14 protein-coding genes and 2 pseudogenes are annotated in these 17,637 nt (G+C 41.5%); 8 read left to right on the forward strand and 8 right to left on the reverse strand.

Annotation, left to right across the window (positions count from 1 at the left end):
* Window positions 1-26: 26 nt before the first annotated feature.
* The 3 genes from V7K40_RS12255 to V7K40_RS12265 form a co-directional block, all read right to left on the reverse strand.
* Window positions 27-464: a hypothetical protein gene (locus V7K40_RS12255; protein ID WP_334959849.1), complete on the reverse strand. Its 438-nt coding sequence runs from the start codon at window positions 462-464 to the stop codon at window positions 27-29.
* A gap of 56 nt (window positions 465-520) precedes the next feature.
* A complete protein-coding gene (locus V7K40_RS12260) occupies window positions 521-1,249 on the reverse strand; it encodes a hypothetical protein (RefSeq protein ID WP_334959853.1) in 729 nt (242 codons plus the stop codon).
* A 448-nt stretch (window positions 1,250-1,697) separates the two neighbouring features.
* The gene (locus V7K40_RS12265) at window positions 1,698-3,419 is read right to left on the reverse strand and encodes a ShlB/FhaC/HecB family hemolysin secretion/activation protein (protein ID WP_334959855.1); all 1,722 of its coding nucleotides are present in this window, start codon (window positions 3,417-3,419) and stop codon (window positions 1,698-1,700) included.
* A gap of 152 nt (window positions 3,420-3,571) precedes the next feature.
* Here V7K40_RS12265 and V7K40_RS12270 point away from each other — a divergent pair, with 152 nt between their 5' ends.
* Complete coding sequence (locus V7K40_RS12270) at window positions 3,572-3,889, forward strand: hypothetical protein (RefSeq protein ID WP_334959857.1); 318 nt, start codon at window positions 3,572-3,574, stop codon at window positions 3,887-3,889.
* A gap of 848 nt (window positions 3,890-4,737) precedes the next feature.
* On the opposite strand, the gene V7K40_RS12275 is transcribed toward V7K40_RS12270, so the two are convergent.
* Window positions 4,738-6,009, reverse strand: a complete 1,272-nt coding sequence (locus V7K40_RS12275; protein ID WP_334959859.1) for a ribulose bisphosphate carboxylase small subunit — start codon at window positions 6,007-6,009, stop codon at window positions 4,738-4,740.
* A 539-nt stretch (window positions 6,010-6,548) separates the two neighbouring features.
* Here V7K40_RS12275 and V7K40_RS12280 point away from each other — a divergent pair.
* From V7K40_RS12280 to V7K40_RS12310, 7 genes and pseudogenes are all read left to right on the forward strand, one after another.
* Window positions 6,549-6,791, forward strand: a complete 243-nt coding sequence (locus V7K40_RS12280) for a hypothetical protein (protein WP_334959861.1) — start codon at window positions 6,549-6,551, stop codon at window positions 6,789-6,791.
* 213 nt (window positions 6,792-7,004) lie between these two features.
* Window positions 7,005-7,475, forward strand: a pseudogene (locus V7K40_RS12285) (TonB-dependent receptor); the annotation flags it as partial.
* A 408-nt stretch (window positions 7,476-7,883) separates the two neighbouring features.
* Window positions 7,884-9,194, forward strand: a pseudogene (locus V7K40_RS12290) (TonB-dependent receptor); the annotation flags it as partial.
* 141 nt (window positions 9,195-9,335) lie between these two features.
* Window positions 9,336-9,791, forward strand: a complete 456-nt coding sequence (locus V7K40_RS12295; RefSeq protein WP_334959863.1) for a hypothetical protein — start codon at window positions 9,336-9,338, stop codon at window positions 9,789-9,791.
* A gap of 120 nt (window positions 9,792-9,911) precedes the next feature.
* Entirely contained in the window at window positions 9,912-10,241 is a 330-nt protein-coding gene (locus tag V7K40_RS12300; protein WP_334959865.1) for a hypothetical protein, read from the forward strand.
* Window positions 10,242-10,332: 91 nt separating this feature from the next.
* Entirely contained in the window at window positions 10,333-11,325 is a 993-nt protein-coding gene (locus V7K40_RS12305) for a helix-turn-helix domain-containing protein (RefSeq protein ID WP_334959867.1), read from the forward strand.
* Window positions 11,326-11,454: 129 nt separating this feature from the next.
* Window positions 11,455-14,046, forward strand: coding sequence for a TonB-dependent siderophore receptor (locus tag V7K40_RS12310; protein ID WP_334959869.1), 2,592 nt, complete (start codon window positions 11,455-11,457; stop codon window positions 14,044-14,046).
* Between the two features lie 167 nt (window positions 14,047-14,213).
* Here the strand turns inward: V7K40_RS12310 and V7K40_RS12315 are convergent, their stop codons facing one another.
* The 4 genes from V7K40_RS12315 to V7K40_RS12330 form a co-directional block, all read right to left on the reverse strand.
* Window positions 14,214-14,552, reverse strand: coding sequence for a ribulose bisphosphate carboxylase small subunit (locus V7K40_RS12315; RefSeq protein WP_334959871.1), 339 nt, complete (start codon window positions 14,550-14,552; stop codon window positions 14,214-14,216).
* A gap of 46 nt (window positions 14,553-14,598) precedes the next feature.
* Window positions 14,599-15,006 (reverse strand): chaperonin family protein RbcX, encoded by a 408-nt coding sequence (locus V7K40_RS12320; RefSeq protein ID WP_334959873.1) that lies wholly within the window; start codon window positions 15,004-15,006, stop codon window positions 14,599-14,601.
* 193 nt (window positions 15,007-15,199) lie between these two features.
* A complete protein-coding gene (locus tag V7K40_RS12325; RefSeq protein WP_334959875.1) occupies window positions 15,200-16,630 on the reverse strand; it encodes a form I ribulose bisphosphate carboxylase large subunit in 1,431 nt (476 codons plus the stop codon).
* Window positions 16,631-17,393: 763 nt separating this feature from the next.
* Window positions 17,394-17,594, reverse strand: a complete 201-nt coding sequence (locus V7K40_RS12330; protein WP_334959877.1) for a hypothetical protein — start codon at window positions 17,592-17,594, stop codon at window positions 17,394-17,396.
* Between the last annotated feature and the right edge of the window lie 43 nt (window positions 17,595-17,637).

Below are 17,637 nucleotides of genomic sequence, written 5' to 3' on the forward strand. Positions count from 1 at the left end.
GTTTCATTGCGTTTGTCTTGGTACTACTATTGTACAAACCACTGTATAAGTTTCATAGCACTGTCTATTATAGCTTTTCTATTCTCTCGCTCTATTTGTTCCCGTCTATCTGCTTTGAGTTGATCGTTCTCCGATTTTAGATAAACTATCTTACCTATCAGCAAGGAAAGCATAATTATCATTGCAATTATTATCAGACCCAAAATGTATGCAAGCCCATTCTCCGCAATTCCCAAGGATGTGATAAGCCAGTCACCGAATGTAGCAATGATATTGAATAGCCATTGTAAGCAAGTAACTAACCAGTGATATGCTGCGATCGCTACTTGAATTACAGCAATATATAGAAAGTACACTACAGAAGCGATCGCCTGTACACAAATAATACTCCAACTCAATATACTTTCCAACGCACCGATCAGCCAGTGTAGAGACGTATTAACCAAATCAGTTAAATTTTCCATTATGTTGCGTTCCTATTTTCATTCAAGCTTGCAACTAGTTCGCTGAAAACATACTTCTAGAGGCTGTATTCTTTATCGAGACTAAATTCTTTTAATTGTTGCTTTGCTGCATTGAGTTCAGCCTCAGTAGCTTTCAGATTACTCTCGGTTGTTTTCAGTTCAGTCTCAATTGTTTTTAGTTCAGCTTCAGTAGCTTTCAGATTACTCTCAGTTGTTTTCAGTTCAGCCTCAGCCATTTTAAACTTACTCTTAGTTGTTTTTAGTTCAGTCTCAGATGTTTTCAGTTCAGCCTCAGTCATTTTTAACTTACTCTTAGTTGCTTCTAACTCATCCTCGTTCGCTTTCAGCTTGCTCTCAGTTACTTCTAACTCACTCTTGATTCCTTTAAGATCATTGTCAGTCAACTTCAATTGGTTGGTTGAAGTTTTCCATAGAGCTAGAGAGAATACAACTACTTCTAGCAACACAAAATCTTCTAAATTTATGTGAGCATTAAAGCTGATATATAACGCTGCTACTCCAGTGATAATCCAAAGATTGAGGACTGATTGTGATAGGTTCTCATCCAGAGATTTTTCTGATAGAGAATCACCAGTTTCAATCTTGCTACCCAACCATTTTCCAGCTACAAATGACAGACTGCTCATAACGGACAGTAGAATCCCATCGAAAATTTGTACTTCATCCGTAAGACTGTTATTTACTAGAACGCCAAGTAGGACAAATGCAGTAAAAAAACTGAAGCTAAACATTACAATTGGGATAAATCGCTTAACAGAACTCATATCTGGCCTCCAATGATTGTTTTATAATTATTGAGCGCGATGGGCAAAGAAAGCCCCGCCTTCGGCGGTCGCACCATGCAAAAATCTAGTAAATGCGCGTTTTTAAAACATGCGATCGCACTTAGTACTACTTGGGAAACAGTAATATCTCCAAGTTACTGACTGGCTTTTTTAATTGACATTTGTTTATTTCCGATTCGAGTAATTTAATTAGCAATTCAATTGCTTTTGCTTTACTTGTAGATTACAGTTATTGGCAAATGAATTCATGCACCATTTATGCTTATTAATGTGCATAAGTTTGCTACTTTAACTGCAATTTTATGCAGATTTATATTTGATAACAATAAATAGCTAAAATTTGGTGGTTGTCCGTGGTAAGCAGATATATTGGAAATTCCCAACGTCATTTTTATGTTTGGTGTAAAGACTGAGCATGAACAACCTCTTAAAAAGGTTGATAGCGCAATGAGAAATTAAATCCATTATCTTGTAGTGAGTCACCTTTATTATCTACTCCAAACAGTGGGATTGCGTAGTCTGCGCGTAAATCTAAGCCTTGAAATGGTTGCCATCGCAAGCCTAAACCCAAGCTAGTAAGGGTTTGGGGACTAGGATTACTAATGCGATTATTCCACCCCGTACCAAAATCGAAAAATGGTACTAACTGTAGGGTATTAGTGTTGGATGTCAGGGGAAGACGAGCTTCAACAGAGGCAATTATCCCATTGTCGGTAACGACTTGATTCTGGTTATATCCGCGGACTGTTTCAACTCCACCGATGCTAAATTTTTCTAAGGAAAGTAGAGAGTCACCAGTTAATTGCGCGTCAATTTTTGCTAGTATAATCGCACGAGGAGATAATCTTTGCACCCATTGAAATTGCCCCAACCAGGTAAAAAATTGTCCGTCTGTGCCTGTAACATTTACTGTAGCGTCGAATGCACCTATACCTATACTAAATTGTGATCGCGCAGCTAAAACCCTATCTGCATCTCGCTGCAACCAATCTTGAGAAAATCGAATTGCTGTAATTTTTGATTCTCCTTCTTCGGGGCCTTCGGAAAATGAGAAAGGGATATCATTTAGTAAGAATGTCTGACTGCGGCGTAAATCGAATGCTAAACCAAGGGCAAATTCGCTCTCTGGAGTGCGCTGTAACGGTTGACGAACGTTAAATGAAAGGGTACGACTTTCGCTGCGAATATCTAAATCACGGAAGTCGTCTTCAATAATTTTACTATCGCTGTTGTTATAACGGACACCAATTGTTCCATTTAAAGCGTTAAAAGGAACGTTGTAGCTGATATCGTAGAGGTTTAACCCTTTGGTAATTCTATATTCAGCGTAGAATTTATCACCTAAACCCAGTAAGTTTTCATGTTCGATGAATACACTTCCTTGTTCGGAACCAATACTGGGAGATTGGCTATTAGCAACTTCCATTCCAGCGTGAAATGCAGGTGCTTCCTTGAGTTGCAAACGTAAAATGTTGCTTCCAGGGGTACTTCCGGCTGTCAGTTCGGCGTTAACCCGCGCAATTAAGGGGTCAATTTGTAATAATTGCAATGCTTGTTCGAGTCGTTTCTGATTCAGGGGTGTCTGTGTAGCGCGAGCAATTCGAGAACGCACATATCCTTCTTGAAGCCTTTGCAATCCGCTTAATTCTATAGCTTCCAATTCTCCTTCAACTATTTGGATTTTAATGATACCACTGTTAAGATTTTGGTTGTTAAGGAGAAATGCACCACTGGTAATGTAACCTTCTTTGATATAGAGTTGGGTGATTTGCGATCGCAATTCTAACAACTGCTCGAATGTGATGTTTTTGTTTTCTAGTAATTGTTTTAATTTAGTGATTTCTTCTTTTAAAACAGTATTGCCTATAATTTGAATTTCTTTCACAAAAAAGCTTTCATCTGTGGAAAAAGTTGTATCCAGGGGATTGTCAATTGGATTTGGAGACAGAATAGGATTACTGGGAGATGGGGGAGTAGAAAAAGTTGGTGATTGTGTCGGTTGGGGAATTGTTTGTTCGACTTTACCGGGAGTATTAGGAGGAATAGTTACACCCGATGGAGGTGTAGATTGGGCAAATAATGGATGGGGATTACTAATCCATGAAAAAAATGTTAAGATAATTACTCTAACTCGAAAATATAAATTCATTTTTATTTTTTTGAATGGATTTTTAATTGATAAATGATGATGCTGAATTGTAACTTTTCACTCTTTGCCCATTTCATGAGTAGCACTGCTCCTAGAAAATGTAAGTAGCAACCGTATAGTAATGTAATAAAACACAGGTGCAGTTCTAACCAATGAATCGACTGAGTAAAGAAGACCTAGCACAAATGAGTCAGGACTACTTCCAATCTCTAGATAAACAGAAATTGCTAGAAGTTGCGGTAAATCTTCATTCGCTTGCAGTCGAACAACTAGAAAAATTAGAGCAAAATTCCAGCAATAGTTCACTACCTCCATCATCAGACAGTCTCAAAAGCAAAGAGAAATTAGACACTGAAGTTCAACAGATACATAGCGAAACATCTGAAAATAAACTAGAGCAAGAAGTCAGCGAAGAAAGCAAGAAACCAGAAAAAAGGGATTTCAAAAGAGACTGCCGGGAAAACAAATAGGAGCTAAAGGTATTTGGCGAACAGCACCCTTAGTAGCAAGTCAGAGAGTATGCTGATCATCCTCTAACTTGTGCATCATGTATCAGTCCCTTGGAAATCATCAGTAAGAGTTTAAGATAATCTTTCTTTTGTCAATTAGAAATTATGCTGAAAATTTAGCAGATACAGAGGTATTAAATTAGCTATTATACTCCACTGATCAGCCAAGAATGAATGATGCATATTAAGATTACGCGTCACCGATAGCGTGGCGACGCAGGAGCCTCACAGTCCGCCAACTCTACGTAGACGCTCCGCTCCCACTTGCTTCTACGTTCGCGGAGCGTTCCCTAGGGAAGTGGTAGGGCATCACCTGTTCAAAAATTGTGTTTCCAACCCCAATTCAAGGCAATATTTTAAGTAGTATTGCTTATTGACAAATGGTATCTGACCTTAACCTCTGACGAATGCTCCCGGCTTGCTTATCGCTACAAGCATTGATTGGCAAGTGTTTGCTCTATTTTTTCTTTGACTCATTACGAAGCGGCTAAGTTGATTTTTATTTTCTTCGCCGATTACTGAATCGCTGTTCCAGGCGAAAGTTAGCAGTGACCATATAATGTTTGGTCTTTTGACCTTGTAGCGAGACAAAAATTAAGCCCAAACTGGAGATATTCGCAGCAAATACGTCACGGTTGGAGGAGGTCGCAGTCTTGTTTACCTTGGGCTGCGCCAAGGTGGTTCCCGTCGTTAGCGCAGCCTCAACTCTTGGAGAGGCTATGCCAACGAGTCCTCGATGTCTTACAATAGCGCAGCTCAAGGTAGAGAAGGGCTTGTCGGTAGACATCGCTTTTTTCATTTATCTACCCCTAATTTTTTCTATTCGGACGCTGAATAATCGTCTCCAAAACCCGTCGCTTCGCTTTTGGATCAATAGCTACCAAGCGCACGTACTCACCGCTATATTCTGCCAGAGTTGATTCCAAGTTTGAGATTGCATCAGACTCTGCATCGATGTGGCTATGAACACAAGTTTGCCATGAACCTGTGCGGAAACGGCGCTCATCTACGTGTTCGACGATAACTTTGTAACCTTGAGACAATAATTGCCTAATTTGTGCTTGTGTATCCAAGCTCAAATGTGTACTCGATACTTCCTGTTGCTGAAATCCATTAGTTTTTACTTCTTGAGTTACACCATTGCGTGGTGGCTGATTAATTGGTATAGCAGCAGGTGGTGCAGATTGAGAATTTCTACCTCGATTGAGTCGATTGTAATCATCAACCAAATGAGAATTTTCCACCCGTTTTTGTTCACCAACGAGGAAGTTACCAGACTCGATTAAGTGAGACAACCTGAAATCTGGCTTTTTAAATTCTGGTGGCCCTTTAACGCTATTAACCACACTCAAGGATACCTGCTCAAAACCTACTTGATGGATGTAGTTGCGGATTTGTTCGTCATAAATGCGCGATCGCAAAGCGCTAAAAAAGTCAATAGACTGATTGACAAAAGTATCAACTAGCTGTTCAACTTCCCGCTGTGACAGTCCATCCTGTTCAAAAATTCCCTTGACAATTCCCACCTTATCGTCTCTGTCTGGTTCCCAATAAAATTTCTCCATCCGTCCATCCCGAATTAACGGTGCATAGAGGGTGGAAAAATCATTACCTGTGACAATAATCGGTACACGATGTAAAGGCGTGGAATCATAGCTTCCAGGCAGTTGCACATCTGTGGGATTATCAGCAATATTCATCAGTGTGGCATTCACCAACTGCGTATTCACAGTATATTGAGTGCCTTCATCAAAGCGTCCAGCCCCCGCATCCAAATCGTTAATCATCAGTACACACATTTTGCCGCGTACTTTGATCAGTTCCGCTGTTTCCCGATAGCGCAGCCGAATCAACCGGGCTGGATCTCCTGCATCTGGACTTTCCAATTCGCCGCCAGATATGTTAGTCACTTCGATACCCATTTTCTCGAAGACTAATTGACATTGAAATGTTTTGCCTTCTCCTTTGCGTCCATGAATACCCAAAATCACGGGAACTCGCACACCAGGAAGCTTTAGAAAGTTTTTGGTGATGTGGACAGCCAGTTTGTCCAGAAAGCGGGGAGCGATGTAGTAACCCATGAGCTTGTCTTATGAATAATTAACACTTCTGAAGTTAATGTTAAGTTTTTTTTGAGGATAGCGATCGCTTAAAAATCAACATTGAATGCCTGAAACCTGGCCATTACATTTAGCGTTTTCTGTCAATGCGTAAATTATAGTAATAAAATTTACCTATATTGGAAAAAGCAGACCTTGTAAATAATAATTTTATCAAGATTTTTATTGACAAAACCACATAATTAATGCCAAGTTTTATATCTAAATAGAGAAAATTAACTGATTCAATTTAGCCAATAAAACTTTTATTTTGGCGAATTTGTCCAATTTTTGAACAGCTATTATCAAATTTACTTGATAAATATTTGCAATTATAAGATTATTTTCTATAGAGTTAATTATCAGCTAAATAAGAATATTTCTTATTGACTTATAATAGGTATCTGCGTTATTGACAACAATCGCATAAGTGATTTGGGTGTGAGGCAAGTATGAAATTTAACAAAAATAATTGAATCAACTGGCTGCGTTTTGCAGGTATACTAGCCCTATGCTGGGTAATGCAGCTAGATGAAGTGCGATCGCAATCAGCACCAATTACTAAAATCCCGTATCTGAGTGAGATTGACCATCATCTCACTAGTGCCGAAAAACTTGTACAGTCGCCAAGATCAGAATTAGTTCAGATTACCGGAGTGAAAGCTAATCCCACCGATAAAGGTGTAGAGATTATTTTACAAACTGCTCTTGGGCAACAGTTGCAAGTTACAAATCGCAGTACTGGTAATAATTCAACGGTGTAGCTCAGACACAAGAAAGCTTCATTGACTTTTTTCACAAGCGCCGCTACTACATTGCCCCTGTTTTAAATTGGCAAATTAGCGATCGCACAAAACTCAGCCTAGAAGCAGAATATCTTGACCAGGAGAAAAGCGGCTACTATGGCATTCCAGCTCTAGGGAGCATCTTACCCAATCCAAATGGTATCATTCCTCGCAACCGCCGCCGATCCGACCAATCCTTTGTTAACAGTTCAAACAGGAGAGCAGAAAAGTCAGGGGATTGAGTTCGATGTAGCTGGTGAAATCCTGCCTGGGTGGAATATCTCTGCGGATTAGGCCTACACTGATGCCCGCGTTACAAAAGATAACCGTACTCTAGTTGGCAACCAGATCAACAACGTTCCCCAACATGGTTTTAATTTATGGACAACCTACGAAATTCCAAAAGGCAATCTTCAGGGATTAGGATTTGGTTTAGGTTTGTTCTATGTCGGAGATAGGCAGGGAGATTTAGCAAATACCTTCACTGTACCCAGTTATTTCCGTAGTGATGCCGCTGTTTTCTACAAACGCGATCGCTTTCGTGCTGCTTTGAACTTCAAGAACATATTCAACGTAGATTATTTCGAGTCTGCGACAAGCAGAACGCAGGTTTTTCCAGGCGATCCGTTAACGGTGCAGGGCACGATTTATTGGGAGTTTTGACCATCCCTAACTCACCTTTTCTAGAGGGGAATAAGAACTGGACTTTGGACTGACGAAAATATAAGCGATCACCTGCCTAAATTACCCAACTGAGAAAGTAATCAAGCATATTGAGAAAGCAAACAGGGATTTTGCTTGCGGAAAACACTAAAATGAGTACGCGATCTACCCAAATGAGAAAGCATTTAGGCTTTAGGAGTAAGCAAACAGGGATTTGGCTTGCGGAAAACACCGAAATGAGAAAGCGATCGGCAAAATGAGAAAGCATTTAGGCTAAATGCTTACTCATTTCGGTAAAATCAGCAAGCAAACAGACATTTTTATGAAGTAATCTGCCTTTTTGCTTCATAAAACATTGAATCTACGTAAAAGAAATACAAATTTGACGTAGATTAAGCTTGAGCCGAAACCCTGCTGTCAAATCTCAAACTATTACTGGGTGGACGCTTTGATATTGCCAGCCAACAGCGAGACGATTCGATTAGATCGATTACTGAATTCCAGCAACAAGAAGCCTTCAGCCCGCGAGTTGGCATTGTTTATCAGCCGATTTTGCCGCTTTCTCTCTATGCCAGCTACAGCCAGTCATTTCAACCAGCCGGGTCAATCTTTGCCAACGCTCTGCCCAAACCAGAAGAAGGTACACAGTACGAAGTTGGTATCAAGGCAGATTTGTCAAATCGGCTGTCTAGCACTCTGGCGTTCTATAACTTGACCCGCACCAATGTCACAACGGCTGATCTCAATAATCCTTTATTGTCCATTCAAGTAGGTGAACAGCGAAGTCGAGGCATTGAGTTTGATATATCAGGTGAAATTTTGCCGGGTTGGAATATGATTGCGGGCTATGCTTACACCGATGCAGAAGTTACCAAAGACAACACATTTGCGGTTGGTGATCTTTTAAATAATATTCCCAAGCACAGCTTCAACTTGTGGACAACCTACGAGATTCAATCGGGCGGTTTGAAGGGATTCGGCATTGGTGCTGGAGTGTTTTATGTTGGCGATCGCCAGGGAGATTTGGCAAACACTTTTGAGCTGCCAAGTTACCTTCGCACCGATGCTGCCATCTTCTACAAACGCGATCGATTCCGGGCTGCACTCAATTTCAAAATCAAGTGGAATGCACATCTCAAGCGAACCAATTTTGATATTCACAAGGTGGCAGGCATTATTGCAGCTGTTTTCTTGACTATGATTGCTTTCACAGGCGTGTGCTGGAATTTTTGGGATTTTTCTCAACCTGTGATCTACGCAGCAACCTTCACTCCTATTCCACCCACACCAGTTTCTCAACTTATAAAGGGCAAGTCACCCTTGAGGCTAGACGAAATTCTCAAAAAAGCTGATGCTGCCCTACCAGGTGCTGCTACTACCTATATGAGTCTGCCACAAACACCAGAAGGAGTGTTTAGGGTGGGCAAAAAACAGCCTGAAGAAACTTGGGAGTACGGTCGCTCTCAAGTATATCTTGACCAGTATACAGGGAAAGTGGTGCAACTAAAAAATGGTTTGGAGCCATCACGAGCTGACGTTGTTTTCAACTCGTTTTCACCAATGCATTATGGTACTTTTGGTGGCTTACCTACCCGCATTCTCTACATATTTGTTGGACTTTCACCGCTGATTCTATCTATTACTGGCTTTGTGATGTGGTGGTATCGCTACAAAGGTAAAAATCCCAGAGAAAAATCAATGAAGATGATTGAGCCTTGAGTAAAAAGTTAGAGAATGAGGGCGATCTGTGCTGGCGCGATCGCCCTTCCAAATGCCAAAGGTGTATCACCAAAATCAGATCAAACTTTGTAATGAGATAATTTTTTATTAATTAGAAAATTTTTATCTCAATTGCTCGCTATGACAATCACCATTTCCGAAAAAGCCTTTGATGAACTATTTGAGGAGACGGTAGAACCTTGCCAATACCCAGATCCAAATGATGTGTTGGACGTGGTGTACAAATACCCGCAACAACTCGGACAAGGTTACTGGCGGAATATTCAGTTGCGTCAAGGGTTAGAGTTGGAAATTGGGAATTTCCAAATGCGCGATCGCATAATCAAAACACACCCAGAACAGGAAAGGAAGTGGTTAGAGTATCACTTTCATTTTTCTGGGGAACATGGGGATGAATACAAAACTGTTTGTGCAGGAGAATACCTTTTTTTGGGAAGTGGATTAACTCCAAAGAGAACGACCGATCATTTGAATAAAAACTCCTTTCTGGAGGTGAGTATTCGTATGCTGCCTGAATCACTATATTCTTTTGCTGCCAATCAAGATGGACAATTACCCCAGGTGTTGCAACCGTGAATTCGGCAATCTCATCAAACATACTGTTAGCGATGTCTCCTAACAAAGCGATTCTTATTCAAGTATAAATACTCAATTTATCCTTTTTGCTAAATTCTTAATATTGAATTCGGACAGTCGTTGATTGAATTCGGACACTCGTTGATTGAATTCGGGCAGTCGTTGATTGAATTCGGGCAGTCGTTGATTGAATTCGGGCAGTCGTTGATTGAATTCAGGCACTCGTTGATTGAATTCGGGCACTCGTTTACTGAATTCGGGCAGTCGTTTATTGAATTCGGGCAGTCGTTGATTGAATTCGGGCAGTCGTTGATTGAATTCGGGCACTCGTTGATTGAATTCGGGCACTCGTTGATTGAATTCGGGCAACTACCGAGAATTTACGGCAGAACCTCTGTTCAAAGAGGTGAGTTGTTTACAATTGTAGGCTCCATCAGTTGCCAGTTTTAACTTCAGCGATCGCTCTTACCTGATTCATTATTACCAACATTATCTGTATGCTTAATAAATCTAATTCTCATTTAAATGTAGTATACAGGTAATGGTAGTAACAATTTCACACCAAGCTTACTGGGAACTCTGGGATGAAAATGCCGATAATATAAGTAAATTTGACCCTAATGATGACTTAGACATTATCTACAAGTATCCTCAGCAATTAGGTCAAGGTTACTCACGAATCATTCGGCTACGGCAAGGAATCGAGTTAAACATTGGCAACTACCACAACTTCGATGGAATAATTCTTCTTCATCATGAACGGGAACATCCCCTAGAATACAATTTTCAACTCTGTGGAAGTTATACAGCTCCATTTTCCTCTATTAATACCAAAGAATATGGTTTGTGCGGTAGTGGAATTGCACCGCAAGAATATTGTCAATCATCACCAGGACACCAGATACAAATTAATGTTCACATGGAACCAGAGGTTTTTCGTTCATTTATTGGCGATAAATCGGGAGATTTACCAACAGAATTACAGCATTTAATTGCAGCAGAAAATCGGATTTATTACCAAAATTCTGGAAAAATTACTCCTCAGATGCAAGCCTGCTTACAGCAAATTTTACAATGTCCTTACTACGGCATAACTAAACGCATGTATTTGGAAGCAAGAGTTTTGGATCTAATGGCGTTATTGGTGGAACAAGAAATAGAAGCGCGAAAAGGTAAAAATTCGACTCATTCTCTGAAATCAGATGATTTAGAACGCCTGCACCATGCAAGAGAAATTTTATTACAAAATCTTGACAATCCTCCCTCTTTGGTAAATTTGTCACGACAAGTAGGTTTGAATGAATGTACTCTTAAGCGGGGTTTCCGTCTCGCCTTTGGTACAACTGCTTTTCACTACTTACATCACTACCGCCTCGAAAAAGCACGACAACTATTGCAAACAGGAGATATGAATGTTGTAGAAGTAGCGCGAATAGTGGGTTTTGCTAGTCGCAGTTATTTTGCATCTGCTTTTAGAAAAAAATTTGGAGTTAATCCTAAAGAATATTTAACTATCCGAAAGAATTCCCGCTAGCGTTCAAAAAATTCCCTCTAACGACCATAGTTCACTTTCACACACTAAAGCATTCCTGTAAGCTTCTTGATAAGAATTGTTAATTGTCAATAAAGTCAGGTTCAGCAAGTTGGTGTTTGAGGAGTTGTGATGAAGAGTTGGTGGTTATCTAACAGTTTTCAGTTGTGGCTGGCACTGATATCAGGATGTTTGAGTGCTTTGGTTATTGTGCCTGTGTCAGCACAAGTAAAATCAAATACCCAACCCTTACTAATGCAGTCGTCTATACCACAAATAACACCTACATCAGAAATAGTACCAATCACAGGAGTTAAGGCAAATTCCACTGATAAAGGTGTAGAAATAATTTTAGAGATAACTGCAGGGACTCGACTGCAAGTTACAAATCGTAGTGCTGGTAATAATTTTATTGTCGATGTCTCTGGCGGGCAATTGCGTTTACCGTCGGGCGATACTTATACATTTCGTTCCCAGAAACCGCTTGCGGGAATTACTGAAATAACAGTAGATAATCTTGATGCAAATACTGTGCGAGTCATAGTAGTGGGTGAGAAAACTTTGCCTACAGTTGAGTTATATGATGATGATGCAGGTCTGGTTTTCGGTATAACTTCTGCTGCAACAGCAACGCAGCCACCTCAAACACCCCAAGCCGAAGAAAAGCCAGTACTCTCTGCACCGCAGCAAGAACCAGCAGCACAACAAAATGAGCCGATTGAGCTTGTGGTGACCGGTGAACAAGATGGATATCGCGCACAGGATGCCTCAACTGCAACTAAGACAGATACTCCTCTACGTGATATTCCGGCTTCGATTCAAGTTATTCCCCGCCAGATAATTGAAGACCGTGCTGTTACTCAAGTTAATCAAGCACTGCAAAATGTTAGTGGCGTCAACGCTTCTACCTATCAAGGCGTTAGCGAACAAATTAATATTCGTGGTTTTGATAGTGGTAGCTTTTTTAAAAATGGTAGTGCAAACCCTTTTCAATATGACCTGGTTACGACAGATAATTTAGAGCGGATTGAAGTATTAAAAGGGCCAGCAGGTGTTTTATTTGGACAGGGATCTCCCGGTGGAATCGTCAATTTAGTCACGAAAAAGCCACTAAACGAACCTTACTACAACTTATCATTCTCGGCGGGTAGTTTCGGTTTGTATCGACCTTCCTTGGATATTTCTGGGCCGTTGAACGCAGATAAAACCCTTTTATATCGCTTTATCGGCTCTTACGAGCAAACCCTCAGTTTCCGCGATGGAGTCAACCGCGAGAGTTATTTCTTTACGCCAACCGTGCAGTGGAACATTTCACCCGCGACAAAATTAACATTGGAGTTCGAGTTTATCGATGCTGATACTTCGGTCGATCTGGGTATTCCCTCCATCGGTCGCGGGATTGCAGCGATTCCAATCTCGCGCTATTTCAGTGAAACCGATGGAATAAACGAACCTTTTGGTAAAAATAGTGTTCGCAAGTATAACTTAACTATCACATTAGATCATCAGTTTAACCAGAATTGGTCAGTTCGCAATACCTTCTTTGCTAAGTGGTTTAACCTGAGTCGTCTCTATCCACTATACACAGGTTTGAATGAAACAACGGGAGAGTTGACGCGTCGTACCTATGCTGGGGAGGGTCTTTACCGCAGTTATTTCAATAATTTAGATATCCTGGGTAACTTTAAGACTGGTTCGATAGAGCATAAATTGTTAGCTGGGTTTGAGTATGGTAAGGAAATTAACACAGACTTGAAGTTTGGAGTTGGTGAAAGTGGTTCGTATCCATCAATTAATATCTTTAATCCCATTCGTTCTTCTGACAGATATTCTCTGGACACACTTACCATTACCAATAACCGTGATGAAAACTATACAACTTATGGTTTTTACCTCCAAGACCAGATTGCTTTTACTAATAATTTAAAGTTATTGCTAGGTGGACGATTCGATAGTTTTGAACGAAATCAATTTAACCGATTGAATTCAACACCTACCGAAGCCAATTTCACTGCTTTCAATCCCAGAGTCGGAATTGTCTACCAACCCTTACAACCTGTATCGTTGTATGCCTCCTTTACAAAAGGTTTTGAGCCAAGTTTTGCCACATTAGAAAGTGGGGATATTCCACCACCACAACGGTCAACACAATATGAAGTGGGAACCAAACTAGACTTTGGCAAATTTGGTGGAACCCTGGCTTTCTATGACATTACAAAGACTAATATTCCCACAGCCGATCTGAATAACTCAGCCTTCGATATTTTGACCGGAGAAGTGAAAAGCCGAGGGATTGAACTAGATATATCTGGTGAAATTTTACCAGGATTAAATGTGATTGCTGCCTATGCCTACAATGATGCCTTCGTTAGTAGCGACAATCTTACTCCTGTAGGAAATCGGTTTGACAATGCGCCCCGTCATACTGCCAGTTTATGGACAACTTATCAACTCCAGAGAGGAAATTTAAAAGGCTTGGGATTTGGTTTAGGCGTTTATTATGTAGGCGATCGCGCTGGCGACCTTGCCAACACCTACGTAATTCCTAGCTATCTTCGCTTCGATAGTTCAATTTTCTACCGACGGGACAACTGGCGAGCGCAACTGAACTTCCGTAATTTGTTCGACACAGAATATTATCTTGGCTCACCAAATAGCGATCGCTTAGGTGTGATTCCTGGTGCACCTTTTAGTGTTGTGGGAACGATTTCGGTACAGTTTTGATTGCTCTAATTCCATTTATTACTCTCTTAAAAAACGCAGAGCCACGCAGAGTAACTCAGTGAATAACTCTGCGTCCCTTTGCATTTCAAAACAAATCTAATAAATAGGAGAGGCAGATAATTCTACCTCTCCTATTGCATAAACCAATTACTTAAAGCTTGCTAACTTTAGTATCTGTTGGCTTTGTTGGGTCTGTGAACAAGAAAGCTGAGAATTTGGCACTGCTTGATGTTGTCAAAACCTACAACACGGATATAGCTGGTGTTGAATTGAGAACGGCATCCTTGAACTTCGCTCAATACTTCTTGAGTCGATTGAGCACCGAACAAAGGCAGCTTCCACATTGTCCAATATAATTCTGTTGGCTCAGAAGTTTCGTTAAACTCGATCGCTGGAATGTAACCTTGATTCAAAATGTACTGGATCTGCTTGGCAATTTGAGCGTCAGACAGGGGGGGTAGATAAGAAAGGGTTTCGTAACGACGCTCTTTTGGTAAAGTTTGCATAGCTTTTGATAATGGGTTGCGATTTTTTACTACTAGGTTGACCCAACTAATTGGATAAGTTATCCAAATTCGGATCTGAAGTTGCTTGCTGTTCTGGTTGTAGACTGGGGTTGGATGTGTCTAATCGTGTGATCCGTTCTAAATGCTGGCGACGCTGTTCCATGTTGGCTTGCTGAATGCCAGTGCGAACCATTTCCGGTAAAAATTCGATAATTTCTTCCGCAATGTGTTCCCTGACAGTCATGATTCGCAAAGCCAAATCTGGTTTTTCTCGCAACAGTTGCTCAATGTATGATTCACCATTCTGAATTTTGCCAGACGAAAAGTTATGCAACCAAAGTTCTAATGGAGGATTTGTTTCGCCTAGCTGTGCCAGTACTATCCTTAGAGCCTGATAAGTCAGGTAGCTTTGGAGAGTCTTGGCTGTGTCCTTCGCAATTTGCTTAAGATTCATGCTTCACCCCAGCCCTGAAGAGTTATAAGTTATGAGTCTTTTGTAGAGGCGCGATTAATGAGCCAGCGCGTTGCGGGGGTTCCCACGCCACTTGCTCCACTTGGGGAAACCCCAAGACAGCAGTGGCTCCCCGTTGTAGCGACTGGCGTCGCGTCTCTACTTCTAACTCTTAACTCTTAACTGTTAACTCAGATCAGACGGTATCCATTGCTTCAAACTCGAACTTGATTTCTTTCCACAGTTCGCAAGCAACAGCCAGTTCAGGAGACCACTTGGCAGCTTCACGGATGATATCGTTACCTTCACGAGCCAAGTTGCGGCCTTCGTTACGAGCTTGAATAACTGCTTCCAAGGCGACGCGGTTAGCGGTTGCACCAGGAGCGTTACCCCAAGGATGCCCCAGAGTACCACCACCGAACTGTAGTACAGAGTCATCACCAAAGATTTCTACCAGCGCGGGCATGTGCCATACGTGGATACCACCAGAAGCAACTGCCATTACACCAGGTAGAGAAGCCCAGTCTTGGGTAAAGTAGATACCACGAGCCTTGTCTTGCTCAATGTAGTTTTCACGCAACAGGTCAACGAAGCCCATTGTGATGCCACGCTCACCTTCCAACTTACCAACTACGGTACCGGTGTGGATGTGGTCACCACCAGACAAACGTAGGGCTTTAGCCAATACACGGAAGTGGATACCGTGGTTCTTTTGACGGTCAATTACAGCGTGCATAGCACGGTGAATGTGCAGCAACAGACCGTTATCACGACACCAACGAGCCAATGTGGTGTTGGCGGTGAAACCTGCGGTGAGGTAGTCATGCATGATGATGGGCATTTTGAGTTCTTTCGCGTACTCAGCCCGCTTCAGCATTTCTTCACAGGTAGGAGCGGTGACGTTTAGGTAGTGACCTTTAATTTCACCGGTTTCAGCTTGAGCTTTGTTGATAGCTTCAGCGACGAACAAGAAGCGATCGCGCCATCTTTGGAATGGTGCGGAGTTTATGTTTTCGTCGTCTTTGGTGAAGTCCAAACCACCGCGCAAGCACTCGTATACAGCGCGTCCGTAGTTCTTAGCGGAAAGACCCAATTTCGGCTTAATTGTACAACCCAGCAAAGGACGACCGTATTTGTTTAACTTGTCGCGCTCAACTTGGATACCGTGGGGAGGCCCTTGGAAGGTCTTGATGTAAGCTACTGGAAAGCGGATGTCTTCTAGACGCAGTGCCCGCAGAGCTTTGAAACCAAACACGTTACCTACAATTGAGGTCAAGACGTTGGTTACAGAGCCTTCTTCAAACAAGTCCAGGGGATAGGCAACGTAACAGATGTACTGGTTGTCTTCACCGGGAACTGGTTCAATATCGTAACAACGACCTTTGTAGCGATCGAGGTCGGTGAGCAAGTCTGTCCACACTGTTGTCCAAGTACCTGTGGAAGACTCAGCCGCTACAGCCGCACCTGCTTCTTCGGGAGGAACACCAGGCTGGGGTGTCATGCGGAACGCAGCTAGAAGATCAGTATCTTTAGGTGTGTAATCGGGTGTGTAATAAGTTAGTCTGTAATCTTGAACACCGGCTTTATACCCAGATTTGCTCTGAGTCCTCGTTTGAGCGTAAGACATATTTTATCCTTCCCTGAAATCACTCTTTTTAATTATCAAATCACGTTTTGTGCAACTTCCCTTCACTGCGCTCTTTCCCCTTTTCAGTAGGGAGAATATCTGGGAAATTTTTTGTTAGTGGTTGTCTTTGGAAAAAGGTAGCAGTTTTTTTGCGGCAGACACTTTGGTAGCGGTAGTAACCCCCCTCACCAGTGTTCTCCCCTTTTAGGGTACACGTCCTAGCGCTTCTACTTTTCCCCCTTCCTACGAATCAAAATTCTTTTTTATCTCTTTTTCGCACCCAACTAAACCTTCTCAACTTAACCAAAACTTCCGCGCTTTGCGGGCAGCATTTAGATAATTCCCCTATGGATTGGAGTATTCAGGGGATTGGGCTGGCTGGCACACATTCCCGCCTCTACACTCCTTATATCTTACCCGTTGATGGAAAAGATACCAGAAAAAAATTGACTTGACAGAGATTTAGCAGAGTGGTGAGCGAAAGATAAAAAATTCCACGCCACGTAATTTGTAACTTGTTTCACAATATATCAAGAAATTGATAAGTTATTCTTTGAAAGTTTTTAACTTAACTATATGAATTTGTTATTACATAAAGATTTAAACATTTTGTTACAAATGATTTACAAAGTGTGATGAATAACTGTATAGAGCCTTTTGGGACTGAGGAGTTATAAGAATAGGACTTACCCACTGTACAAATTGGCTATTATGTGCATAACGATTGGTTCAAAGGACAGTCTTTTGGTTGAAAGGACAAGTCTTATGGTTGAGAGAACAAGTCTTTTGCTTCAGAGAACAAGTCTTTTGGTTGAAAGTACAAGTCTTTTGGTTGAAAGGACAAGTCTTTTGCTTCAGAGAACAAGTCTTTTGCTTCAGAGAACAAGTCTTTTGGTTCAGAGAATACAAGTCCGTAGCGATGTCTACGATGGTCACTGAGCTTTGTCGTACCACTTCGTGCCAAGCTACGCGCAGCGTCTCCAAGAGTTGTACGGGCTACGCCTACG

Source organism: Nostoc sp. (assembly GCF_036917195.1).
Taxonomy (GTDB): Bacteria; Cyanobacteriota; Cyanobacteriia; order Cyanobacteriales; family Nostocaceae; genus Nostoc.